This window comes from Methylotuvimicrobium buryatense (genome assembly GCF_005931095.1).
GTDB classification, from domain to species: domain Bacteria; phylum Pseudomonadota; class Gammaproteobacteria; order Methylococcales; family Methylomonadaceae; genus Methylotuvimicrobium; species Methylotuvimicrobium buryatense.
Genome location: NZ_CP035467.1, coordinates 4297067 through 4318530 on the forward strand (window position 1 = coordinate 4297067; position 21464 = coordinate 4318530).

Here is a 21464-nt window from a genome sequence, read left to right on the forward strand (position 1 = left end):
AATTAAAGGAAGCGCTTTCGTCAATAGCAGCGTTATCACTGAAATGCTGCTGCACTTAATCCAAACATGACTTCAACTAAGCTAAGCCATTACAGAACACTCAATCTGTTGTCGATCCTGCTCTTTATAGGGCTATGGCAGGGCCTTGCCCTTTATCTCAGCGACAATAGCCTACCAACGCCGGCATCGGTGACCGAGGTATTCTGGCAAGAAACCTTATCCGGCCAACTTCCTTATCATCTGGGCGTGACCTTGCTTAGATTGGTTTCCAGTTTTGCCGTTGCGATGCTACTCGGTTGCGCCATCGGTATCGTCTTAGGCCGGAATCAAAAACTGGATGCCTTTTTCGATAACTGGCTGGTCATTTTTTTGAATATCCCGGCCTTGGTGACGATTATCTTGTGCTATGTCTGGTTTGGACTGATCGAATCAGCCGCTATTCTTGCGGTCGTCATCAACAAACTGCCGAACGTCGTCGTCACGATTCGAGAAGGCACTCGAGCCCTGGACAAGGATTTACTGGAAATGGCCCGCTGTTACCATTTCGGTAAACGCAAAACTCTGGTTCATGTCATCTGGCCACAACTGCATCCTTTTGTCATGGGCGCAACGCGTTCGGGTTTAGCATTGATTTGGAAAATCATTCTCGTCGTCGAACTGCTCGGCCGCAGTAACGGCATGGGCTACCAATTGCATTTATTCTTTCAAATGTTCGACGTCGCCGGCATTCTGGCCTATACGGTCGCGTTTGTGGCGGTGATTCAAGTGATCGAGATACTCATTCTGAAACCGCTCGACCGAAAAGCCGGAAGGTGGCGCCGATGACCGCGATCCGCATCGACATCGTTGACAAAACCTATCCATCGCAACGACAATCCCCGGGTCACCGTGCCATCGCCGATCTGAAACTGGAATTGCCGTCCAATGAATTCATTTGCCTGGTCGGCCCGTCCGGCTGCGGCAAGACCACGCTGCTGAACATCCTGGCCGGATTAGACCGGGATTACCGGGGCGAAATCACGGTCGAACATCGGCACAAAACACCGAAAATCGGCTATGTCTTTCAGAACCCTCGGCTTTTGCCGTGGAAGACCGTCCGAGAAAACATCACGCTGGCCCTGCCGACCGATCATGACCCGAAAACGGTTGACGCCTTGCTCGACACGATGCAATTGACCGATGCCCAACAGGTCTATCCGGAACGCCTGTCCTTGGGCATGAGTCGGCGCGTTTCGATCATCAGGGCCTTTGCGATCGATCCCGACGTGCTATTGATGGACGAGCCTTTCGTGTCGCTCGATGCTCCAACCGCGCGTCAGGTCAGGGAATTGTTGATAAGACTCTGGCAACAGCGTCCGCATACGGTCTTGTTCGTCACGCACGACCTGCGCGAAGCGATCGCGCTAGCGGATCGCCTGGTTTTCCTGTCTTCGCCGCCGATGCAGGCGATCAGCGAAATCCGCGTGAACATTCCGAGAGACAAACGCGACGACGAAACGGCTATCGAGGCGTTCAGACAAAAATTGCTTCAGGATCATCCTGAAATCAGGGCGCTTTTATGAGCTTACCGGCAGTCGTTTAAACGTCCTGCACTGTTGCAGGACCGGGAAAAATACCCGATACTTATAGCCCTTTATGCCCCCGCTATCCTAGATATACTCATCGCAGATCAAAATTCGGCGCCGGGGTGCCCGTCAAAGGACGCCGTGAATACGTCCATGTAGGCTCTATGCCAGCTCCATGCTGGCAAAGCCTTTGTCGAGCACCCCGGTGCCTCCTTAGTCACCTGCCGAATTTTGAAGTACGAAAGGTATAATAGCGGGCTGATATTCAACGACCCGGAGGACCATACAATAATGTTCAAAAGAATCCTATTAGGCTTTGCCGCATTCGGCTTCACTTTAGCGTCAACGACTGCTTCAGCCGGCAGTGACGAGCAATACCCTGCCAGCAACTTTCAACCGAAAGTCGTTTTTATCGATGAAGAATTAGCAGATCAATTGGATACCGCACCGGACGCCCAAAAAGCCGATAAAAAATCAAGCAGCGAACCGGCCTCGATAGCGGAATTCGATCCCAAATATCCGGCCGCCTATTTCCAGCCTAAGGTTATTTATCCTTAGTCTCTTATCACTCAACTCTTTGAATTTTTCATTTAACGCTTAATAAAACCGCAGAGTTCACAAAGGTATAGATATTCATGCCTTGTGTTCTCGGTGGTTGAAAAACGATCTACTCCCTTTTGATTGAAAAACCGCCTAACACGACGGATGCCCGACCTTGGTGCGCGATGTTCACCCTACACCTAGCGCTTTATAGCCTATGACCATCAACAATTTCCAAGTTATTTTGAGATTAAAAAGCGGTAATACAGAAATTAGCTAAAATGGCTTTTTTCAACAGACTTAGGCGCCGGGGTATTCGGCAAAGGCTTTGCCTACATGGACATATGCACCATGCCCTTTAACGGACACCCCGACGCCGAATATTGATCTACGATAGCTATAGCTACTCTGTTAACCGGACCCTTTGTCTTGAACCCTTTACGTCAACTCGTTTCACAGACCGCAATTTACGGCCTTAGCAGCATCATCGGCCGTTTTCTTAATTATCTTTTGGTCCCGCTCTACACCTACACATTCAATACCGGTGAATACGGCGTGGTCTCGGAATTTTATGCATACGCCGGTTTTTTCGCGGTACTGTTGATCGGCGGCCTTGAAACCGGATATTTTCGATTTCACAATAAAAAGGATTTTTCGAAAGAGACAGTCTATGCCGGCGCGCAAAGCTTTTTAGTTTTGGTTAATCTGACTTTTCTCGGGTTCATCGTATTTTTCAACGAAACTTTGGCGGAGCTTCTGCATTACGGCGAACATCCTGAATATATTCTTTGGTTTGCATCGATTCTAGTTCTGGACGCGATAACGGCGCTGCCGTTCGCGCGGTTACGCGCGGAAAACCGGGCATGGCGTTTTGCCGGCATCAAATTGACCGAGATTTTCTTGACCATCGGCCTCAATCTGTTTTTTCTGGTTGCTTGTCCTAAAATCGCTGCGGCCTGGCCGGATTCGGCGATTCGTTTTATTTACGACCCGGCGATCGGTGTCGGATATATTTTCCTAGCCAACCTGCTGGCCAGTTGTTTTAAATTCCTGTTACTGATTCCGCAACTGCGCGGCATACGCCTGCAGCTAAGCCCGACAATACTCAAACCGATGTTGATCTATTCATTGCCTATGGTCATCATCGGATTCGCCGGCATGGTCAACGAAATGCTCGACCGGGCAATATTGAAATATATGCTGCCTTATGATTTGGATACCAATTTGCAAATGCTCGGTATCTATGGCGCCTGTTATAAATTATCGATTCTAATGAGCCTGTTCGTGCAAGCTTTCCGCTATGCCGGCGAACCGTTTTTCTTTAGCATAGCCGGACGTGAGGATGCACAAAAGTCTTATGCATTGATCATGAATTATTTTGTAATCTTCGGCGTGTTTATTTTTCTAGTCGTGACGCTATTCATCGATTTCTTTCAATATTTTATCGGCTCGGATTTCCGTGAAGGCCTCGATATTGTGCCGGTCTTATTGATCGCAAATCTACTGCTCGGCATCTATGTCAATCTGTCGATCTGGTACAAATTGACCGACCGCACCGGCATGGGCGCTTGGGTTTCGTTGGCGGGCGCCGGTTTGACCGCTTGGCTGAATATTTGGTGGATCCCGATTTGGGGTTATCACGGTTCTGCCTGGGCGACGCTGGCGTGCTATCTATTCATGGCCGTCATCTCTTGGCTACTCGGGCGCCGCTATTATCCGGTCCCTTATAGGCTAGGCAAGATCATCGGCTATATCACCTTCGGTTTAATTTTATATGTTGCCCATCATTTCGCGACAGAAGTCTATCTTATCAACACCTGGCTCAGCGCTTCGGCAAGCCTTGCAGCTTATCTAGTTACCGCAACGTGGTTCGATATTCGGCCGCTACTGCGCCACAAACACGATACTTGAGTCGGCCACGTTTCTCCCTTCATCTTTCAGCTTTGGTATGCATTCCCACGCTGGAGCGGCGGTAACGAGGAACCTTGACCAATGTGACTTCGATACCCTTTATTATCATCCAAGCTTACCGGCTTCGAAATCGCGATCTGGGGATCGCTCCCACAAGACTCCATTCCTCTTTCCTCTTTCCTCTTTCCTCTTTCCTCTTTCCTCTTTCCTCTTTCCTCTTTCCTCTTTCCCCTTTCCCCTTTCCCCTTTCACCTTTCCCCTTTCACCTTTCACCTTTCACCTTTCACCTTTCACCTTTCATCTTTCACCTTTCACCTTTCCTCTTTCACCTACCCCAAGCAATAAACTATCGATATTGGCTCGGACCGTTCTGGCCGATTGCTCCAGCGCCTCGATCTCCAGACTGTTTAGGTCGGGCTGCAAATACCGGATAATACCGGAACGGCCTAGTACGACCGGAATGCTGAAACAATTGTCTTTGATCCCCTGCCAGTCATCGAAACAAGTACTGAGCGGCATCGTTCGATGTTCGTCGTGAACTATGGTTCTGATGACTTCGCAAGCGGCTGAAGCAATCGCAAAATTGGTATAACCTTTCAATCGATAGACCTCGAAACCGGCCTTGTTGACCTCTTCAAAAATCTCTCTATGCCTCGGACTATCGGTTATCAGCTCGCCGCCAGCCGAAGCATGGCTGAATACCGGAAACTGATTCGGTCCGTGTTCGCCAAGAATATAGGCTCTTAAATCGTCGGGATGAATCTGCTCGGCCTTGGACAATAAGGTTCTGAATCGAGCCGAGTCGACCAGCGTGCCGATTCCGACGATTTGTGACGACGGCAATCCCGAAAGCCGCGTAGCACAGCAGGTCATCACATCGACCGGATTGGTGATGATAATAAAAACAGCTTCAGGATTATTTTCGGCCAGCATCGGGATAATCGATTTGAATAACTCGACATTCGCTTTGCCTAATTCCATACGAGAAGTCATGCCTTTTGCCATCGGCGTCGAAGCGGTGATCGCGACGATATCGCAACCCACCGCCTCTTCAAGCGGGCCGCCCTCGATTTGCATCGGTCGTTCGCAAAAAGCCAGTGTATGCTGTAAATCTAATGCATTTCCCAACGCTTTGGTCGCATCACGATTGACCAACAACAAATAATTGCCCAACCCCTTCAACACCAGCGCATACGCTAACGACGAACCGACATGGCCGGCTCCGATTATGGCTATTTTCATGATTGACACTCAATCTCAAATATACGGTTAAAACCCTCACGCAATAGCCGGAATAAAGACAACTGCTTGATTTGTTTTCAATAGAAACTATTTAAATTCAATGTGATACTATTAGCAGAATTTTTTTAATCTTGCTAATTTCCGCAATAACGCTAAAAAATCAGTTGAGCATTCTAAATCCCGTTCGCCCTGAGCCTAGTCGAAGGGTGGGCGGGATTTAGAATGCTCACCCAATGGGTGGCGCTTGGATTCGCTCATACTTCGACAAGGCTCTCCTGAGCGCAGTCCGAAGGACTCAGCACGAACGGATTCCAAGCGCTCCAGCTGATTTTTTAGGATTACGCTTACTCGAATAACAACATAAAGTCAGACGATGGACAACCGAATAATAATAAAAATGAAAAGCGGCGGCCTAGGACGTCTCATCAACATCATACAAACCATGTTCGTGAGTCTGATGCGAATATGGACCATTCCCATCGTTCTCGCGCTCAGTTTGGCTTCCGGGTTTACGACATATTACGGCATGTCGCATTTCATCACACCCTGGATCGCGCTGATCATCACGGTCGCGATTCAATCGATCATCGTAATTTGCTCATTCGAAATCGCAGGGATTCATTGGCGTGCCAATCGATTGCGTTATTTCAGCGTGCTTGCCTCGCTGTTGATTGCATTGGGCGCATCGGTGTCGTTTTCTTATTTCAAATTTTATGAAATCTCCGAGCAAGACACGATTCATATCCAACGCCTCAACGAGGTCCGCAATAAAGTCGAGGATTATTTAAGCAACATTATCGCCATCAAAGGGGAATTGCTGGCGAAAGAGCGGCTTGAAGTGGAACAGTTGAACCAACAAGTCACTCAAGCTTATTTCGGCACGCATCCTGAAATCCCTCCATCGTTAAGAAACCAAATCGGCGAAGGCCGAATATGGCGGCACTATAACGAGCTTTATCAAAACAAAAAATCTGAATTGGCAGGACTTGAAGAACAACTTGCACTTCTCGACGCCCAAATCGGCGCACTACAAGCCAATCTAAACCAACTTGACCAGGATTCCGAAGCTATTCGAGAAATATATCAACAGATATCGAGCGGTTTGCAGACCGTTCAATTGCAATTCAATCGACAAGTCGCCAAATTCAACACCCATTTACCCGCGGCACCGGTATTGATGCCTTACTCGCAATATATCCAAGGCATCAAACCGTCATTTGCAATGTGGACGGGCTTTTCGACCTTTGCTTTAGTGTGCGCGGGCATGGTCGATTTTTTTACCGTACTGCTCTCCTACCGCCTGGAATTCACCGCTCCCGGCCCACTAACTGAACAAGAGGAAGAGTTGGTTTTCGAGTGCCTTAGACAATTCACGCAATTTCGCATCAACGAAAACGATGCCCTGGAAATGATTATCGAAAAAACCGAAATCGAAAAAGCCAAACGCTATATTGACTGGCCGAGAATGTTTGCGGTCGGCCTGTTGCTTAGCCGGGGCTTTTTGCGTAAAGTCGATGACCGTACTGTGGAATTCGCGCCGACGCTTTATCCGTTAATTGCCGAAAAGCTTGGCGATAAACTACAAAAAATCAAGGAGCAATCCGGACGCGCAGAACCTGTAACGATGAATACCGAACCCGCTACCCATGAACAGCACTAAATCGCCTCTGGACCTCTGGCTAGCCGATATCGCCAGCGAAGCGAACGACCAAGATGAAACTTGGGACCCGGGCTTCGACGGCAGCCGACGTTTAGTCGTCGCAAAACTAGGTCCTTATCGGAAGGCCTTTCCACGTCCCACAACATTTACTCCGCGTTTTTACCATCGTATTTATCATCTACCGATCGAAGACTGGCTGATGATCTGTCGTGCCGAACTCTACGGCGGTTTTTGCTCACTTGAGATCAATCTGACGATTCATTTTCAAGCCTCGATTCACTATGCGATGGCACATCTTGAGACCTTGCCCGAGATCAACCGACATATCAAAAAAGCTTATGAAAGCCTGGTTCGCGATGTCATCGACCAGGAAATTAAAAAGCTCGACAATGGCGAATGGATAGAATCCGGTTTAGCGCCGATCGAAAAGCAAATTCAATCGCAAATCAACGAAACACTAATCACTCAACATATCCAGTGTCGTGCGTTATGCTCGATACAACCGTCTTTTGCCGATGTTGCGCAATCGCAAAACCTGAACAATGGTTTTGCTCGTGAAGATATTTATTTAAAAATCCAAAAGAAAAACTTCGAATTCAAGGAACGTCAAAATAGGGAAAACCTGCGCCAACAAGAAGAACAAGAACGCCTGCTTATCGAAAAAAGAAACCGGGAAACGGAATTAAAAATCAAAGAACAAGCACTTGAGGCAGAATCCAATTTGCGCTTACTAAAGGAGCAAGAGCGACAAATAACCGAGCAATTCAACCTGGAAGAACGCCTGTACATGGAGCGCGTCCGGCATCAAACCCGTCTGCAAGAACTCGAGCAGGAAACGCAACGAGAATTGCAACGCCAACAACTGGCTAAACAACTTGAAAACGAGCAACGACTGCAAGAAGAAAAGTTGAGGCATCAACAGTTACTGAAAGAAAAAGAGCTCGCAGCCGAACTCAAACTGTTCGAAGAACAACAAGCTCAATGGAATGCCGCGAAAGAACGCATGCAACAAGAAAAGCTCAAACAGGAACAGCGCTTAAAACAAATCGAATCCGAAGCGGAACGGGCTTTAGCTGCGCAAAAACAATCAGAAGCTCAGAAATTGCAGGAAAAGTTGCATGCGGAAAGGCTGCAACACGAAAGCCGCCTGAAGGAAATGGAACTGGCGATGCAGATCGAAGAGCAGAAAAAACGCTATGAAGCCACTCAGGAAACTTCCGAATATTTACGCAGGGATATCGAGCTACTGGTACTCGAGAAACGGCGCAACGAAATGATACAGGCCGCGAGAAAAGCCAAGCAATCCACCGACCAAGCTCCTCGGGAACTGCCGTTGAATTCGGAGCCCGAATAAAGCAACACAAAACTCAAATAGGCATCGATGAACAAACAATAATCCTAAAAAGAGCAGCTAAGAGACTCAAACTACCCGTTCGCTCTGAGCCCTTCGTCTGCGCTCAAGAGAGCCTTGTCGAAGGGTGAGGGTAGTTTGATGCTTCACCAAGCCGGTGAAAGTGTTGTAGACCGTTCATGCTTCGACTTGGCTCAGCACGAACGGTCTACAACACATGCCAACTGCTCTTCTTAGGATAATCATATTCAATAACCGAACAGGAAGGCTGCCATGTACTTATTCCATAAAGCCGCAAAAATAATATTGTTATTACGACATAACCTTGCAACAACCATCATTGTTCTGTTATTCGGTATTGTCATTTTTAAGTTGATCGGTGCTTACATCAGTTCCAATATCGACGACGGCGAATGGGCACAATTTAAAATCGACCACGATTGCCAACCGTTTATCAACGACAGCGGGAGTCAACGCTTGAGTTGGCAATGCGATGACGGGAAAGTGTATTACCGTTGGCGGCAGCAGCGTTAACCTCTGGAAAAACTTCTCGTTAAAGGACTATCAAAAAAACCAACTATCGAAATCCGAACTATTTTTCCCCAGCAATTCCCAATTTGGAGATCAAAAAGGGTGTGGGGTATGCTTGGCGAGGATGTCGGCAGCAGGGCAGATTTTTGCTCCTCGGCAATTGCTCCTGCATTGCCCTACTACACGCCATCCTTGACGTAATGCAAAATCTGCATTCAGGCCATCCTTGGCGTTCGAGCTGCCGCCAAGCCCCCATGGATGGGTTTACGGCGTTCCTCGACAGGCATACCCCACACCCTAAAATCGGCGAAACTGCTCAAAATGGGAATTGCTGATTTTTCCCACGCTAATCAACCAAAGCCCGATAATGCTTTAATTTGTCAAGCGCTGCAGCTGCAGCATGATTGGTCAACTGTCCGTGATAAGTCATGACTGCTTTCTTTAATCCACTGTCAAGATGCTCAAGCCCTTCTTTATCTGCTTCGGCCAGCTTTAGAACAAAAGGCAAAGTCGCTTCATTGAGCGCCAGTGTCGAGGTTCGAGGGTAGGCGCCGGGCATATTGCTAACGCAATAATGAATCACGCCATGCGTCCTGTAAACGGGCTCGGTATGCGATGTCGGCCGCGAAGTTTCGATGCAACCGCCTTGGTCGATACTGACGTCGACAACGACCGAGCCGGGCATCATCGTCGCTATCATTTGTTCGGTGATGACTTTAGGCGCTTTGTCTCCCCTGCACAACACGGCCCCAATAATAAGGTCTGCCTCGGTAACAATGCGGCTTATATTTTCCGGCGTCGATAATACGAAATTGACTTCCGGCAACTCGTTTCTTCTCAACCAATCCATGTGCGATTTGTCGATACCGGCGACATAAACCTCGGCTCCCATTGCCGATGCCACGCGAGCGGCATGCATGCCAACCACCCCATCGCCGACGACCAACACATTACCATGCCTGTTCTTGCCAATGCGGCCTAATTGAACGCCTTTGCCGCCATTGAACTTAGCCAGGTAATACGCGCCCATCAAGACCGCGACATTGCCGGCTATCGCACTCATCGGCACTAGAATCGGCAACCGGCCTTGCTCATCTTCAACCAGTTCGTAGGCAATCGCGGTGGTGCCATTAGTCAGCAAGGCATCGGTCAAAGCCGGATCGACACCGGCCAAATGCAAAAAAGTAAAGATCTTTTGTTGCTTCAAATACTGATACTCGGCAGGCAACGGCTCCTTGACCTTAACCACTAGGTCCGCCTGCCAAGCCTCCGATGCTGAAACCAAATTAACACCAAGCTGCTTGTAATGATTATCGGTAAACCCCGAATCTAATCCGGCACCGATTTCAACTAACACTTCGTGGCCTCGCTCGACCAATATTCCGGCGGCCGCCGGAGTCAGTCCCACCCTTCCTTCTTGATCCTTAATTTCTTTCGGAACACCTATTCTCATTGCGCCCCCTTGATTTAGTGGCAAGCTATCATTCGAATTGGAATATAATTCGGTTTTACCTTTCGCACTTCAAATTTCGGCAGTGCCTAAGGAGGCACCGAGATGCCTGGCAAAGGCTTTGCCAGCATGGATGCTGGCTAGAGCTTACATGGGCGTATTCACGGCATCCTTTGACGGGCCCCGGTGCCGAATTTTTATCTACGATGGGTAAATAAAACCGGTACAACAATGGCTCTTTCAAAGCTCGATTGTAATCGATTTCCTTTTCCCTTCCATATACAGAATCATAAAACTCTGTATTTCTTTTTTGGAGTCTCCATGGCGTTATCTGTTGTTCTAATTATTGTCGGTTTAGCATTATTAGTCTGGAGTGCCGATCGCTTTGTCGAGGGCGCGTCCGCTGTTGCGCATTTTGCCGGAATGTCGCCGCTATTGATCGGCATGGTCATCGTCGGTTTCGGCACCTCCGCCCCGGAAATGGCGGTGTCTTCAATATCGGCATGGCAAGGCAATCCGAATATCGCATTAGGCAACGGCTACGGCTCAAATATCACCAATATCGCATTAATTCTCGGCATCACCGCGATCATAAGTCCGATTGCCGTACACTCTCAAGTGCTTCGAAAAGAACTCCCTATCCTTAGCGCGGTCACGTTGTTCGCCGCCTTGCAAATTTATGACAACGAATTTACTCAATTGGATGCTTGGCTTTTATTAGCGGTGTTTGGCATGATCATGGGCTGGACCATCATCCAAGGCATGAAAAAAGATTCCGATAGTTTCGAAAAGGAAATGGAATCCGAATTACAAGCCCACGAGATGACACTTGGTCGTGCGTTATTTTGGGTTGCCTTAGGCTTGGTGTTATTGATCGTCAGCTCACAGATGCTGGTCTCAGGCGCAGTCACGATTGCACAAAGTCTAGGTATCAGCGATTTAATCATTGGACTAACCGTCGTTGCAATCGGCACATCTTTGCCGGAACTGGCGTCATCAGTCATCGCCGCCAAGAAGGGCGAGCACGATATTGCCTTGGGAAATATTATCGGGTCCAATCTATTCAATACGACTGCGGTCGTAGGGATTGCAGGAGCCATACATCCCATGACGATCCCCGAAGATATTTTGCTCCGAGATTGGCCTGTCATGGCCGCACTAACGGCTTCCCTTTTTGTCCTGGGTTACTCCAACAATGGCGGAGGACGAATCAACCGTATAGAAGGCGGATTATTATTATCGGCCTACATCGGTTACACCTGTTATCTGATCTTTTCGGTCACTACTATTTAACTTATTGCCGTCACGAAAAAACCATGACTCAAAAAAAATTAAGTCTACAGGAACAACTGCTGAAGTCCGGCCTTGCCAGCGACACCAAGGCTAAACAAATTCGGGCCGAAAAACGTAAACAACCCAAAAAGAATGCCCATGCCGCTACGGAGCAAACTCGACTGGAGATACAAAAAGCTAAAACGGAACAACAAGAAAAAGACCGTCTGCTCAACCAACTAAAAAAAGAAGAAACGGAACGAAAACAACTGGCCGCTCAGATCAAACAACTGGTCGAGCAACATAAGCTTGCGCAAAGCAATGAAGGCGTAAAATACAATTTTAACGATAACGGCAAAGTTAAATCGGTATATGTTTCGGAGTTCGTACGAAATCAAATCGTCAATGGCCGCGCGGCAATCGTCATTTGCGAAAAACAATATCAAATCGTACCGCTCGAAATTGCCCAAAAAATCGAACAACGCTTACCCGGCGTGATCGTTTTAATCAATGAGCCTCCCAAACAACCCGCGACTGACGATCCCTATGCCGATTATCAAATACCGGACGACTTGATTTGGTAATTTCTTATTGAAATAGCAAAATTCGATGCAACAAAATCACCAGCTAACGATCAAACAATCTCACAATAAATTTATACGGGAGAAAGCAAGATGAACAATAATTGTTATTTAAAATACGCAGGAATGTTCGGGTTACCGTTAGCCATGCTGACGCTTGGAATTTCAACGGCGACCGCGCAAACTCAAGGCAAATTCGACAGAAAACTATTATTAGAACAACAGATCGAATTACCGTCGAATACCGTCAATGCCAAAACAATCAAAGTCACCATACCTGCAGGATTCAAAACACCGGACCATACCCACGACGGCCCTGGCCCTCGCTATGTCGTCAAAGGCAAGTTAAAAGTCATCGAAGGCGATAAAACGGGAGTCTATTCGGCCGGAGACGTATTCTGGGAGTCCGGCGATGTCATGTCGGTCGAAAATGTCGGCAAAGGCACCGCCGAATTAATTATTTTCGAACTCGCGCAACCGAAACAGCCCGAGAAAAAATAACCAGCTTCCTCGGTTCGACCTGCCAAACCGGGAGCCAATCGACTCACCCGGTTTGGTCATTAGGAAACAGCCATCAGCTGTAAAAAGCATTTTTTATTTACGAAAATCACGAAAATATTCAATTAGTTAAACCTTTCAAGCTGATCAACCAATGGACTCAAAAAACTTATGCAACCTGAGTTCGGTTTAAGACGCAAGCCATTATCAGTCGCCCTTGGCTGGACGGGGTTTGTAATCCATGCGCATCAAGCTTAAAACGGCCAACCCGCATCACGCTCTTTCCCAAACTCCAGCTTGTGAAAGACACCCCGGAAACTAGAGCTTCCTGAACAGGCTACCCGATCTGGCGCTTGGGTAGCCACATATTTTAGCCTTTTTGACCTCGATGCCATTTAATGTAACTTAGCATTCTTGGCCTCGAAATCGCGATCTAGGGATCGCTCCCACAGTGCATCCGCCATCCTCAGCGGGAACAACACTTCCACCGTCCCTCTCCTAAGGCTAGGCGAGGGAAAGTCACTGATGCTCGTCACCCACGGTTTATTTCGAAGCCTTCGAAGCGGCCTAAATTCAATTCAAGGGCGGGTTAAATAACCCGCCCCGCGTATGGGATCAAGCAATACAGGGCTTACCGCTTACCATCATACTTTCCGCTAATCATTGCGACAAGCCTCTCTACATCGAGTCGATCGAACGGCCAACAAAGTTCTGAACCCGACGCCTCGTGCAACAACACCGGGATGCGTATCGCGTAACGCTCCTGCCATTGCGTTTGCTCGGCTATATCGATCGACTCAATCTCGATATCGTTATTATCTGCCAGATAACTATTCAGCATTTCCTCCGCTTGCTCGCACAAATGGCAGCCTTGCGTCCCGAACAGAATCAACTTAATCATGATGCTTGCTGATTTTATCGAGAAAACCCATCAACAGCGCAGAAATTACGAGAGTTAAATGCACGGCGACATACCATAAAATCTTGTCGTTGTCAGTCCCTTGTATATTCATGAATACTTTCAACAAATGAATCGACGAGATCGCGACAATCGACGATGCCAGCTTGATTTTTAGAGAACCGTAATCATGCGTTCCGAGCCAACCCAGCTTTTCGGTCGACAAACCGATATCCATTTGCGAAACGAAATTTTCGTAACCGCTGAACATCACGATGATGACTAGACTACCAACCAGAGTCAGATCGATCAAAGTCAATAACTTCAAAGTCAAATTCGCTTCATCGATCTCAAGAATGTGAGGGACAAAATGAATGATCTCCTGAAAAAATTTTACCGATATTGCCAACAAGGCTACGCTCATTCCTAGATACACCGGCGCCAAAATCCAGCGACTCGCATACATGATGCGCTCGATCGCGCGTTCAATCATAGAAAGCTCCTCAGTGATGCAAATGCGCGGACAACCACCGCTCAGCTACTTCCTTCGCGATGCCTTTTCGGCGCGCATAGTCTTCGAGCTGATCGTGATCGATCTTGCCAACATTGAAATACTGCGCTTCCGGATGCGAAAAATACCAGCCGCTGACCGCCGAAGCCGGATACATCGCGTAACTCTCGGTCAACTCGATGCCGGTCGTCGCCGTAACATTGAGCAACTCGAACAATTTGCTCTTTTCGGTATGATCCGGACAAGCGGGATAACCCGGAGCCGGCCTTATGCCTTGATAAGATTCTGCGATCAACTCATCGTTACGGTATTGTTCGTCTTTTGCATAACCCCAAAAATCCTTCCTAACCGCTTCATGCATATACTCGGCGAAGGCTTCTGCCAATCGGTCTGCCAAGGCCTTGAGCATGATCGAACTGTAATCGTCATGGTCTTTTTCGAATTCTTCGAGCTTAGCTTCGATGCCGATGCCGGTCGTTACCGCAAAGCCGCCCAAATAATCGGTCTTGCCGCTATCGATAGGCGCGATGAAATCGGACAAACAATAATTCGGCCGCCCCGGCGCCTTGACACTTTGCTGCCGCAAATGATGCAAAATTTCTCGCTTTTCAAGCCGCGAATCGTCTTTATATAAAATGATGTCGTCGCCGTCGCTGTTGGCCGAAAAAAAACCGATAACGGCTCGAGCCTGAAGCCATTCTTCGTTGATGATTTTTTTCAACATGGTCTGCGCATCTTCAAATAACTTTCGCGCTTCGACGCCGACAACCCGATCTTCGAAAATATCGGGATATTTACCGGCCAATTCCCAGGTATGGAAGAACGGCGTCCAATCGATATACCAAACCAACGTATCGAGAGGAAAGCGATCGATGACTTTGGTGCCTAAAAAAGTGGGCTTGACCGGCTCGAAATCGGTCCAATTGAATTTATTGCGCCTCGCCTGCTCAATACTGTGCTGCTTGGTCTTGGCTTTACGGCCCTGATGCCTTTCCCGAACCTCCTTGTATTCTTCCTTGATTTTTTGGGTAAATGCCTCCTTGGAATCGTCGCTGACCAAATGACTGGCGACACCGACGCTTCTGGAGGCGTCGGCAACATAAACAACCGGGCCATGATAGTTAGGCTCGATCTTGACCGCAGTATGCGCTCGTGAAGTCGTTGCGCCGCCGATCATCAACGGAATGTCGAAGCCTTGTCGTTCCATTTCCTTGGCCATATGCACCATTTCATCGAGAGACGGCGTAATCAATCCGCTGAGACCGATGATATCGACTTTTTCATCTCGCGCGGTCTGCAATATTTTTTCGGCCGGCACCATCACTCCCAAGTCGATAACCTGAAAATTATTGCATTGCAGCACCACTCCGACGATGTTTTTACCGATATCGTGCACGTCGCCTTTGACGGTGGCCATCAGTATTTTGCCGTTGGTCTGCATTTCGCCGTCTTGCTCAGCTTCCATGAACGGCATCAAATAAGCGACCGCCTTTTTCATGACACGCGCCGACTTGACGACTTGCGGCAAAAACATTTTGCCGGCTCCAAACAAATCGCCGACCACATTCATGCCGTCCATCAACGCGCCTTCGATTACATGCAGCGGCTTTTCGGCTTCCTGTCGTGCCTGCTCGGTATCTTCGTCGATGAAATCGGCGATGCCTTTAACCAAGGCATGCTCGAGCCTTTTAGTAACCGGCCAACTACGCCATTCCAGCTCTTCCGGCTTGGCTACCGTACTACCGTCGCCTCGATATTTTTCGGCCAACTCAAGCAAGCGTTCGGTCGCGCGGTCATTACGATTGAGCACAACATCCTCAACCGCATCGCGCAATTCTATCGGAATATCTTCGTAAATCGCCAATTGGCCGGCATTGACGATGCCCATATCCATGCCGGCCTTGATCGCATGATACAAAAATACCGCATGTATCGCCTCGCGAACCGGATTGTTCCCTCGGAACGAAAAAGACACGTTCGACACGCCGCCCGAAATCAAGGCATGAGGTAGCGTTCGCTTGATTTCGCGGGTCGCCTCGATAAAATCCATGCCGTAGTTATTGTGCTCATCGATACCGGTTGCAATCGCAAAGATGTTCGGGTCGAAAATAATGTCCTCGGCCGGAAAATTCAATTGCTCGGTCAAAATACGATAGGCCCGACTGCAGATTTCGACCTTTCTATCACGCGTATCGGCTTGACCTTGTTCGTCGAAAGCCATCACGATTGCAGCCGCACCATAGCGACGTATCAATTTGGCATGTCGTATAAATGCCTCCTCGCCTTCCTTCATCGAGATAGAATTAACGACACCCTTGCCTTGAATGCACTTCAATCCGGCTTCGAGAATATCCCATTTCGACGAATCGAGCATGATCGGCACCTTAGCGATATCGGGTTCTGCCGCGATCAGACTGAGAAAGCGCACCATCGCTTCTTTCGACTCCAACATGCCTTCGTCCATGTTGATATCGATGATTTGCGCGCCGTTTTCGACCTGGTCCTTGGCTATTTCCAATGCCGTTTCAAAATCGCCGTCGACAACTAAGCGCTTGAATTTTGCCGAGCCGGTGACATTGGTCCGTTCGCCGACATTAACGAACAACGAATCCGGCCCAATATTCATCGGTTCCAGGCCGGCCAGGCGGCATTGCTTTTCAATAACGGGAACGACTCTCGGCGGATATTGCTTGACCGCCTCGACAATCGCTTTGATATGCTCGGGCGACGTGCCGCAACAGCCGCCGATGATGTTCAAATAACCGTTCGCGGCCCAATCAGCCAACTCCAAGGCCATATCTTCCGGCGATTCGTCATATTCGCCGAATTCGTTCGGCAAGCCCGCGTTTGGATGAGCCGACACATGCGTATCGGCTATCGAAGATAACTCTTCGATATGTTGTCTGAGTTCTTTCGCACCTAAGGCACAGTTGAAGCCGAATGAAATCGGCTCGATATGACTGAGTGAATTCCAAAACGCCGCGACGGTTTGACCCGACAGGGTTCTGCCGGACGCATCGGTAATCGTGCCGGAAATCATGACTGGCAGTTTATAGCCGAGCGCTTCGAAATATTGATCGACCGCGAAAATTGCCGCCTTGGCATTGAGCGTATCGAATACCGTTTCGATCAAAATAATATCGGAACCGCCGTCAATCAAGCCCCGCGTCGCTTCGGTATAAGCATCAACCAAAGTATCGAAGTCGATATTACGAAAACCGGGGTCGTTGACATCCGGCGACATCGATGCAGTTCGGTTGGTCGGCCCTAAAATACCGGCTACGAAGCGCGGCTTATCAGGTGTTTTGTGGGTATATTCGTCAGCAGCCTGTCTAGCCAGTCGCGCCGATTCCAAATTGATCTCATAGGCCAATGATTCCATTTTGTAATCGGCCATCGCAATTTGCGTCGCATTAAAGGTATTAGTCTCGATAATATCGCAACCGACATCGAGATATGCGCTGTGAATCGCTTTAATAATATCCGGCTGAGTCAAAGACAACAGGTCATTATTACCTTTTAGATCGACAGTCCAGTCCGAAAAACGTTTGCCCCGATAATCTTTTTCTTCCAATTTGTAGCTTTGAATCATCGTGCCCATAGCGCCATCTAAAAACAGGATACTTTGGGACAGTCTTTTTTTAAAATTTTCTAATTTACTCATGTGCTTACATGCTAGAAGTTAAATAAGGGCAGAGCGCCCGGATAAAGCTTGGCTTGACAAGCTGTCGCACCATATTATGCTTAACGGATTTCTAGGGGGATGGTTATGTCGAAACCGACGATACTCAGTGTAATAAAAAGCGTTTTCGCCGCCGCAGTCGGCGTACAAAGTGACAAAAACAGGCAACGGGATTTCGAACACGGCAACTTATCCACGTACATCATTGTCGGCATTATTTTTACCGTTTTATTTGTCGCTCTTTTGGCATTACTTGTTGCAAAAATTACTGGCTGATTAACAAAAAAGCCCAAGCAGGACTTGGGCTTTTTTGCCTTGTAAAACGAGAGACTATTCCGGTTTGAAGCTATTCTTGATCGAGACGAATAACTCTTTCATTCCGCTGAATAAATTAGAAACTGTCAATGCTTCTTTGAGCATAAACTTAGTTCTAATAAATGCAACGGCTAAGACACCCAGAAGCGGCGGCATCAATTCAAACACAATGGACAACAGAGTTCCGGTAAATCCTTGAAATATGCCGCCTTTGGTTTTTCGGTCGCCGACGGAAGCCAAATCCCGCTCATAGCCGCCTTCGAAACCGCCGCCTTTAAAGGTCTCGAGTAAATACACATTGAAATAAACAGCCGTAAATTGAACCGCTAAAAAAACGACCGAGCACAAAACCACCCAAAAAAGGGTTTTTTCTACTTTAGCTCGCGAAGCCGACTGGTAGACCCAAACGGCTACCAGAATCATCACAATACCACCAATCATTGCACACCCTCCTGTTTTAGTTATTATTTTTTAGTTAAAAAGAAAAAAAGATAGGTACACTTCAAAATCATATCCGAATCCGATTTTTCGATCACTTTGCAAGATTCGTATTTTTCGCGACCGGGAGTCGCTTGCTTTCTAATCATGCCATCTTCGACAGAATATTTTAATGCCACTTCAAACGTCTTAGTTCGCCCGAACGTATCGATCGATTTAGTGTTCAACACCCCGTCAGTTTTAAAATCCCACTCGACGCTTAACGCTTTTTTCTCTCCATCCAACTTAGCAGATTCCGCATAGAGATTCCAACTTCCCAAAATTTCAGACTGATCTTTCAATAAGACTTCCGCATTCGCTGCAAAAGCCAATAAAACAGCGGGCCATATTGCATGTATTCTCATTTTTATATTCATTTTCCCACCTTTTTACTTTGAATTTTATAGGTCTTTCGGATTATAACACACACCCACCGCTACTCTAGTTTTTACATTCCCCTAACTTATTGTGCATCGCTTTAAAATTTCAACAATAAATCTTGACATTAGCTGTGTCTAAAGTATCATTGATGGCTCATTTGCTATGTCTATAGCATTTTCTAAAATATAAAAATACAGGTAGGACACTCATGGGTGCGATCTTAGATTTGACTGAAATGTTAAAAGAACCAGCTGGCATGATCGGTGCGATTGTCGTTATCGCAGCCGGTTACTTCTTAGTAAAATGGGTTTTTGCTGAGCCTAACGACGAAGACAAATAAACTAACACTCCGTTAGTTTAAATAAAGATTACAAGGCCGCCCCTGCTAATTCCGTTAAAGTATTAGAGGCGGCCTTTGTTTTTTTATCCACTCGCCGCCTAAATACCTTATAATTTGTACATTTAATCAGCACATTGCTTTATTAAATGTATCATTTTATTTACACCAAGATATACCAACTCCATACTAAACCCGCCCCAGCCACCGGCATCGGCTTATTCCGACTATTCTACGGAATGGTGTTATTTCAAGAAATCTGCTTCTTGTTATATTTCAACCATCTAATTTTCGACCCTACTCCTTACATTGACGTCGAATTCCCACTCATTCCTTTTTTTCTTTGCCTCTGGGCGATTGCTGCCTTATTCATAATCGCTGGCTACCAATGCCAATACGCCCTGATTGTCAGCTACATTTTTTGGATCGTCTTTGTACAATTTACCCCCATGCAGCGCGACTTTGACGGCGGATTCGATGCATTTATGACCGGAGCAGGATTTTTTCTACTCTTCATGCCGACCGACAAAGCCTTTGCAATTGATCAATTAAGGCTAAAACTCAGCACACCTTTTCGTCATTATTCGCAACATCAAAAACCTACTGTTTCAATCCTCAGCTACCACCTCCCTATATTGATCTGCCTGGGCTTTCTATATTTCGACTCGGCGATTCATAAATTATTTGCTGAACACTGGCGAAACGGCCTAGGCGCCTGGCTTCCGTCCACACAGCCTTATTATGTATCCGCGATCAATATGTCCTGGCTGCTCAACCAGGAAGTCTTACAAAAGATGATTGGCTATACCATTATCATTTTTCAATTCAGCTTTCTATTCTTATTTTCAAACCGTCACTTACGCCCCATCTACCTTTTTATTGGCATTGGCTTACACCTTGGCATAACGATTTCTCTAAACATTTATCCGTTTGGCCTTAGCATGCTCATTTTTTACATTCTACTGGTTCCATTTTCATGGTGGCGTTGCTTAGCGAAAACCTTAAGACCCACTCAGCCTTTATTACTTGTCTATTACGACAAAGACTGCCCTTTATGCAACCGGACCGCATTAACCGTCAATCATTTCGATATTTTCAAATGCATTGAATTTAAAGACGCTCAAACCTTTTCAAATAAACAACCCGCTCTATCTTCCATACCACTAAACACCCTACTAACGGATCTTTATGCCGTCGATGAAAACGGAAAAGTTTATAGCGGCATCAATACCTATATACGAATCCTAATAAAAATGCGCTATCCATTCTTATTCGGCTGGTTAATGAGTATTCCTGGCATTTATCATCTGACCAAAACAATCTATCGCAACATAGCCGACAACAGACAACGCACGCCATGCAATCAAGACTGCATCATCCCAAATACAACCCAATGTAAATTACCCACCTTTTATGACCGCTTATTTGAGACCGACAACCCTCGTTTAAGAAAAAACTTAAAAACGCTGTCTAAAGCCCTTTTTATCATTTGTATACTACAAATCAATAGCTCCTTGCACTACGGACTGCTATATCGACTTAATGTCGACACACGCAACAACCCTATGACGCTCACACTAACCCAGGCCAGCAATTCGATTTTGTTACTATCCCATTCATTCATCGGTATAACACCCCACGCTCTTTATTTACACGACCATTTTGAGGGCTATGACTCATTACTCGCAATCACCTATACCAATAATGAAGGAGATGAAGCCTGGTTACCGTTCATCAACCAAGAAGGGCGAATACTTGCCCCTCACTGGGGACGCGTTCATTCAATGTGGGCCAATATTGCCGTCACACCGAATATCGATGTTATCAGGCTCAACAAACTGATCATGAAAATCACTGCATACTGGTCCCATAGACTTGAGCTAAACCTTGATGACACTGTGTTCACCATCAAGATCAAGACAAACTCGGCGCCATCATTCTGGGTTTATGACTTGCTGAATCAAAACCTCAGTGGAGAATGGTCAAACCTTGGCACAGTCCATTGGAAACATCAGCAATTCCATAGCAACCTAAGCCAAATGCTGCTCAATCATGCCTCCCTTAAATCAAGCTATTGGCCTACTGTCACACCTGAATAACGACAAGGTTTTGCAATTTACTCCCCTTATACTCATAAATAGTAATTATTCAGACCCCTACATTTCAAACATGCAGCCCCCCCCCCCCCATAAGCCATAGGTATCTACACAAGTTTTCAGCTTTATAAAACAATTAGTTAAGTTAATTTTTCTGTTATCTAGG

20 protein-coding genes are annotated in these 21464 nt (G+C 47.0%); 13 read left to right on the forward strand and 7 right to left on the reverse strand.

All coding sequences use genetic code 11. The features are described from left to right. Window positions 1–66 precede the first annotated feature (66 nt). The 4 genes from EQU24_RS19200 to EQU24_RS19220 all read left to right on the forward strand — a co-directional run bounded on the left by EQU24_RS19200 (window position 67) and on the right by EQU24_RS19220 (window position 4016). On the forward strand, window positions 67–825 hold the full coding sequence (locus EQU24_RS19200) for an ABC transporter permease (RefSeq protein ID WP_026130318.1): 759 nt from the start codon (window positions 67–69) through the stop codon (window positions 823–825). Continuing rightward, a complete protein-coding gene (locus EQU24_RS19205; protein ID WP_017842013.1) occupies window positions 822–1562 on the forward strand; it encodes an ABC transporter ATP-binding protein in 741 nt (246 codons plus the stop codon). Before EQU24_RS19200 ends, EQU24_RS19205 begins: the two co-directional genes overlap by 4 nt. A 294-nt stretch (window positions 1563–1856) precedes the next feature. After that, entirely contained in the window at window positions 1857–2123 is a 267-nt protein-coding gene (locus EQU24_RS19215) for a hypothetical protein (protein ID WP_017842012.1), read from the forward strand. A 411-nt stretch (window positions 2124–2534) separates the two neighbouring features. Further along, a complete protein-coding gene (locus EQU24_RS19220) occupies window positions 2535–4016 on the forward strand; it encodes a lipopolysaccharide biosynthesis protein (RefSeq protein ID WP_017842011.1) in 1482 nt (493 codons plus the stop codon). Between the two features lie 297 nt (window positions 4017–4313). Here the strand turns inward: EQU24_RS19220 and EQU24_RS19225 are convergent, their stop codons facing one another. Next, window positions 4314–5258 carry a malate dehydrogenase gene (locus EQU24_RS19225; RefSeq protein ID WP_017842009.1) on the reverse strand — a complete coding sequence of 315 codons (945 nt, stop codon included), beginning with the start codon at window positions 5256–5258 and terminating at the stop codon, window positions 4314–4316. A 373-nt stretch (window positions 5259–5631) separates the two neighbouring features. On the opposite strand from EQU24_RS19225, the gene EQU24_RS19230 reads away from it, so the two are divergent. The 3 genes from EQU24_RS19230 to EQU24_RS19240 all read left to right on the forward strand — a co-directional run bounded on the left by EQU24_RS19230 (window position 5632) and on the right by EQU24_RS19240 (window position 8803). Further along, window positions 5632–6918 (forward strand): GumC domain-containing protein, encoded by a 1287-nt coding sequence (locus EQU24_RS19230; protein WP_040575352.1) that lies wholly within the window; start codon window positions 5632–5634, stop codon window positions 6916–6918. Continuing rightward, window positions 6905–8272, forward strand: coding sequence for a coiled-coil domain-containing protein (locus EQU24_RS19235; RefSeq protein ID WP_017842007.1), 1368 nt, complete (start codon window positions 6905–6907; stop codon window positions 8270–8272). Before EQU24_RS19230 ends, EQU24_RS19235 begins: the two co-directional genes overlap by 14 nt. 270 nt (window positions 8273–8542) lie before the next feature. Then, window positions 8543–8803 (forward strand): hypothetical protein, encoded by a 261-nt coding sequence (locus tag EQU24_RS19240; protein ID WP_017842006.1) that lies wholly within the window; start codon window positions 8543–8545, stop codon window positions 8801–8803. 343 nt (window positions 8804–9146) lie between these two features. Here the strand turns inward: EQU24_RS19240 and ald are convergent, their stop codons facing one another. Continuing rightward, window positions 9147–10253 (reverse strand): alanine dehydrogenase, encoded by a 1107-nt coding sequence (ald, locus tag EQU24_RS19245; protein WP_017842005.1) that lies wholly within the window; start codon window positions 10251–10253, stop codon window positions 9147–9149. Between the two features lie 318 nt (window positions 10254–10571). Here ald and EQU24_RS19250 point away from each other — a divergent pair, with 318 nt between their 5' ends. The 3 genes from EQU24_RS19250 to EQU24_RS19260 all read left to right on the forward strand — a co-directional run bounded on the left by EQU24_RS19250 (window position 10572) and on the right by EQU24_RS19260 (window position 12604). Next, on the forward strand, window positions 10572–11543 hold the full coding sequence (locus EQU24_RS19250) for a calcium/sodium antiporter (protein ID WP_017842004.1): 972 nt from the start codon (window positions 10572–10574) through the stop codon (window positions 11541–11543). Window positions 11544–11566: 23 nt separating this feature from the next. Continuing rightward, window positions 11567–12106: a DUF2058 domain-containing protein gene (locus tag EQU24_RS19255; RefSeq protein WP_017842003.1), complete on the forward strand. Its 540-nt coding sequence runs from the start codon at window positions 11567–11569 to the stop codon at window positions 12104–12106. Between the two features lie 90 nt (window positions 12107–12196). Next, complete coding sequence (locus EQU24_RS19260) at window positions 12197–12604, forward strand: cupin domain-containing protein (protein ID WP_017842002.1); 408 nt, start codon at window positions 12197–12199, stop codon at window positions 12602–12604. A 628-nt stretch (window positions 12605–13232) separates the two neighbouring features. Here the strand turns inward: EQU24_RS19260 and EQU24_RS19265 are convergent. The 3 genes from EQU24_RS19265 to metH are packed head-to-tail and all read right to left on the reverse strand — an operon-like array spanning window position 13233 to window position 17674. After that, the gene (locus tag EQU24_RS19265; RefSeq protein ID WP_017842001.1) at window positions 13233–13502 is read right to left on the reverse strand and encodes a glutaredoxin family protein; all 270 of its coding nucleotides are present in this window, start codon (window positions 13500–13502) and stop codon (window positions 13233–13235) included. Further along, window positions 13495–13992 (reverse strand): TIGR00645 family protein, encoded by a 498-nt coding sequence (locus EQU24_RS19270; RefSeq protein ID WP_014147030.1) that lies wholly within the window; start codon window positions 13990–13992, stop codon window positions 13495–13497. The genes EQU24_RS19265 and EQU24_RS19270 overlap by 8 nt, the downstream gene beginning before the upstream one ends. A 10-nt stretch (window positions 13993–14002) precedes the next feature. Further along, window positions 14003–17674, reverse strand: a complete 3672-nt coding sequence (gene metH, locus EQU24_RS19275; RefSeq protein WP_017842000.1) for a methionine synthase — start codon at window positions 17672–17674, stop codon at window positions 14003–14005. Window positions 17675–17779: 105 nt separating this feature from the next. On the opposite strand from metH, the gene EQU24_RS19280 reads away from it, so the two are divergent. Continuing rightward, window positions 17780–17968, forward strand: coding sequence for a DUF2970 domain-containing protein (locus tag EQU24_RS19280; RefSeq protein WP_017841999.1), 189 nt, complete (start codon window positions 17780–17782; stop codon window positions 17966–17968). A 54-nt stretch (window positions 17969–18022) separates the two neighbouring features. Here the strand turns inward: EQU24_RS19280 and EQU24_RS19285 are convergent, their stop codons facing one another. Both EQU24_RS19285 and EQU24_RS19290 read right to left on the reverse strand, forming a co-directional pair. Continuing rightward, window positions 18023–18448 (reverse strand): hypothetical protein, encoded by a 426-nt coding sequence (locus EQU24_RS19285; RefSeq protein ID WP_017841998.1) that lies wholly within the window; start codon window positions 18446–18448, stop codon window positions 18023–18025. Window positions 18449–18471: 23 nt separating this feature from the next. Further along, complete coding sequence (locus tag EQU24_RS19290; RefSeq protein WP_017841997.1) at window positions 18472–18861, reverse strand: hypothetical protein; 390 nt, start codon at window positions 18859–18861, stop codon at window positions 18472–18474. Between the two features lie 212 nt (window positions 18862–19073). Between EQU24_RS19290 and EQU24_RS23350 the strand changes: the two genes are divergently transcribed. Both EQU24_RS23350 and EQU24_RS19295 read left to right on the forward strand, forming a co-directional pair. Then, window positions 19074–19205 carry a hypothetical protein gene (locus tag EQU24_RS23350; protein ID WP_017841996.1) on the forward strand — a complete coding sequence of 44 codons (132 nt, stop codon included), beginning with the start codon at window positions 19074–19076 and terminating at the stop codon, window positions 19203–19205. 146 nt (window positions 19206–19351) lie between these two features. Next, complete coding sequence (locus EQU24_RS19295; RefSeq protein WP_026130315.1) at window positions 19352–21301, forward strand: DCC1-like thiol-disulfide oxidoreductase family protein; 1950 nt, start codon at window positions 19352–19354, stop codon at window positions 21299–21301. The last annotated feature ends 163 nt before the right edge of the window (window positions 21302–21464 follow it).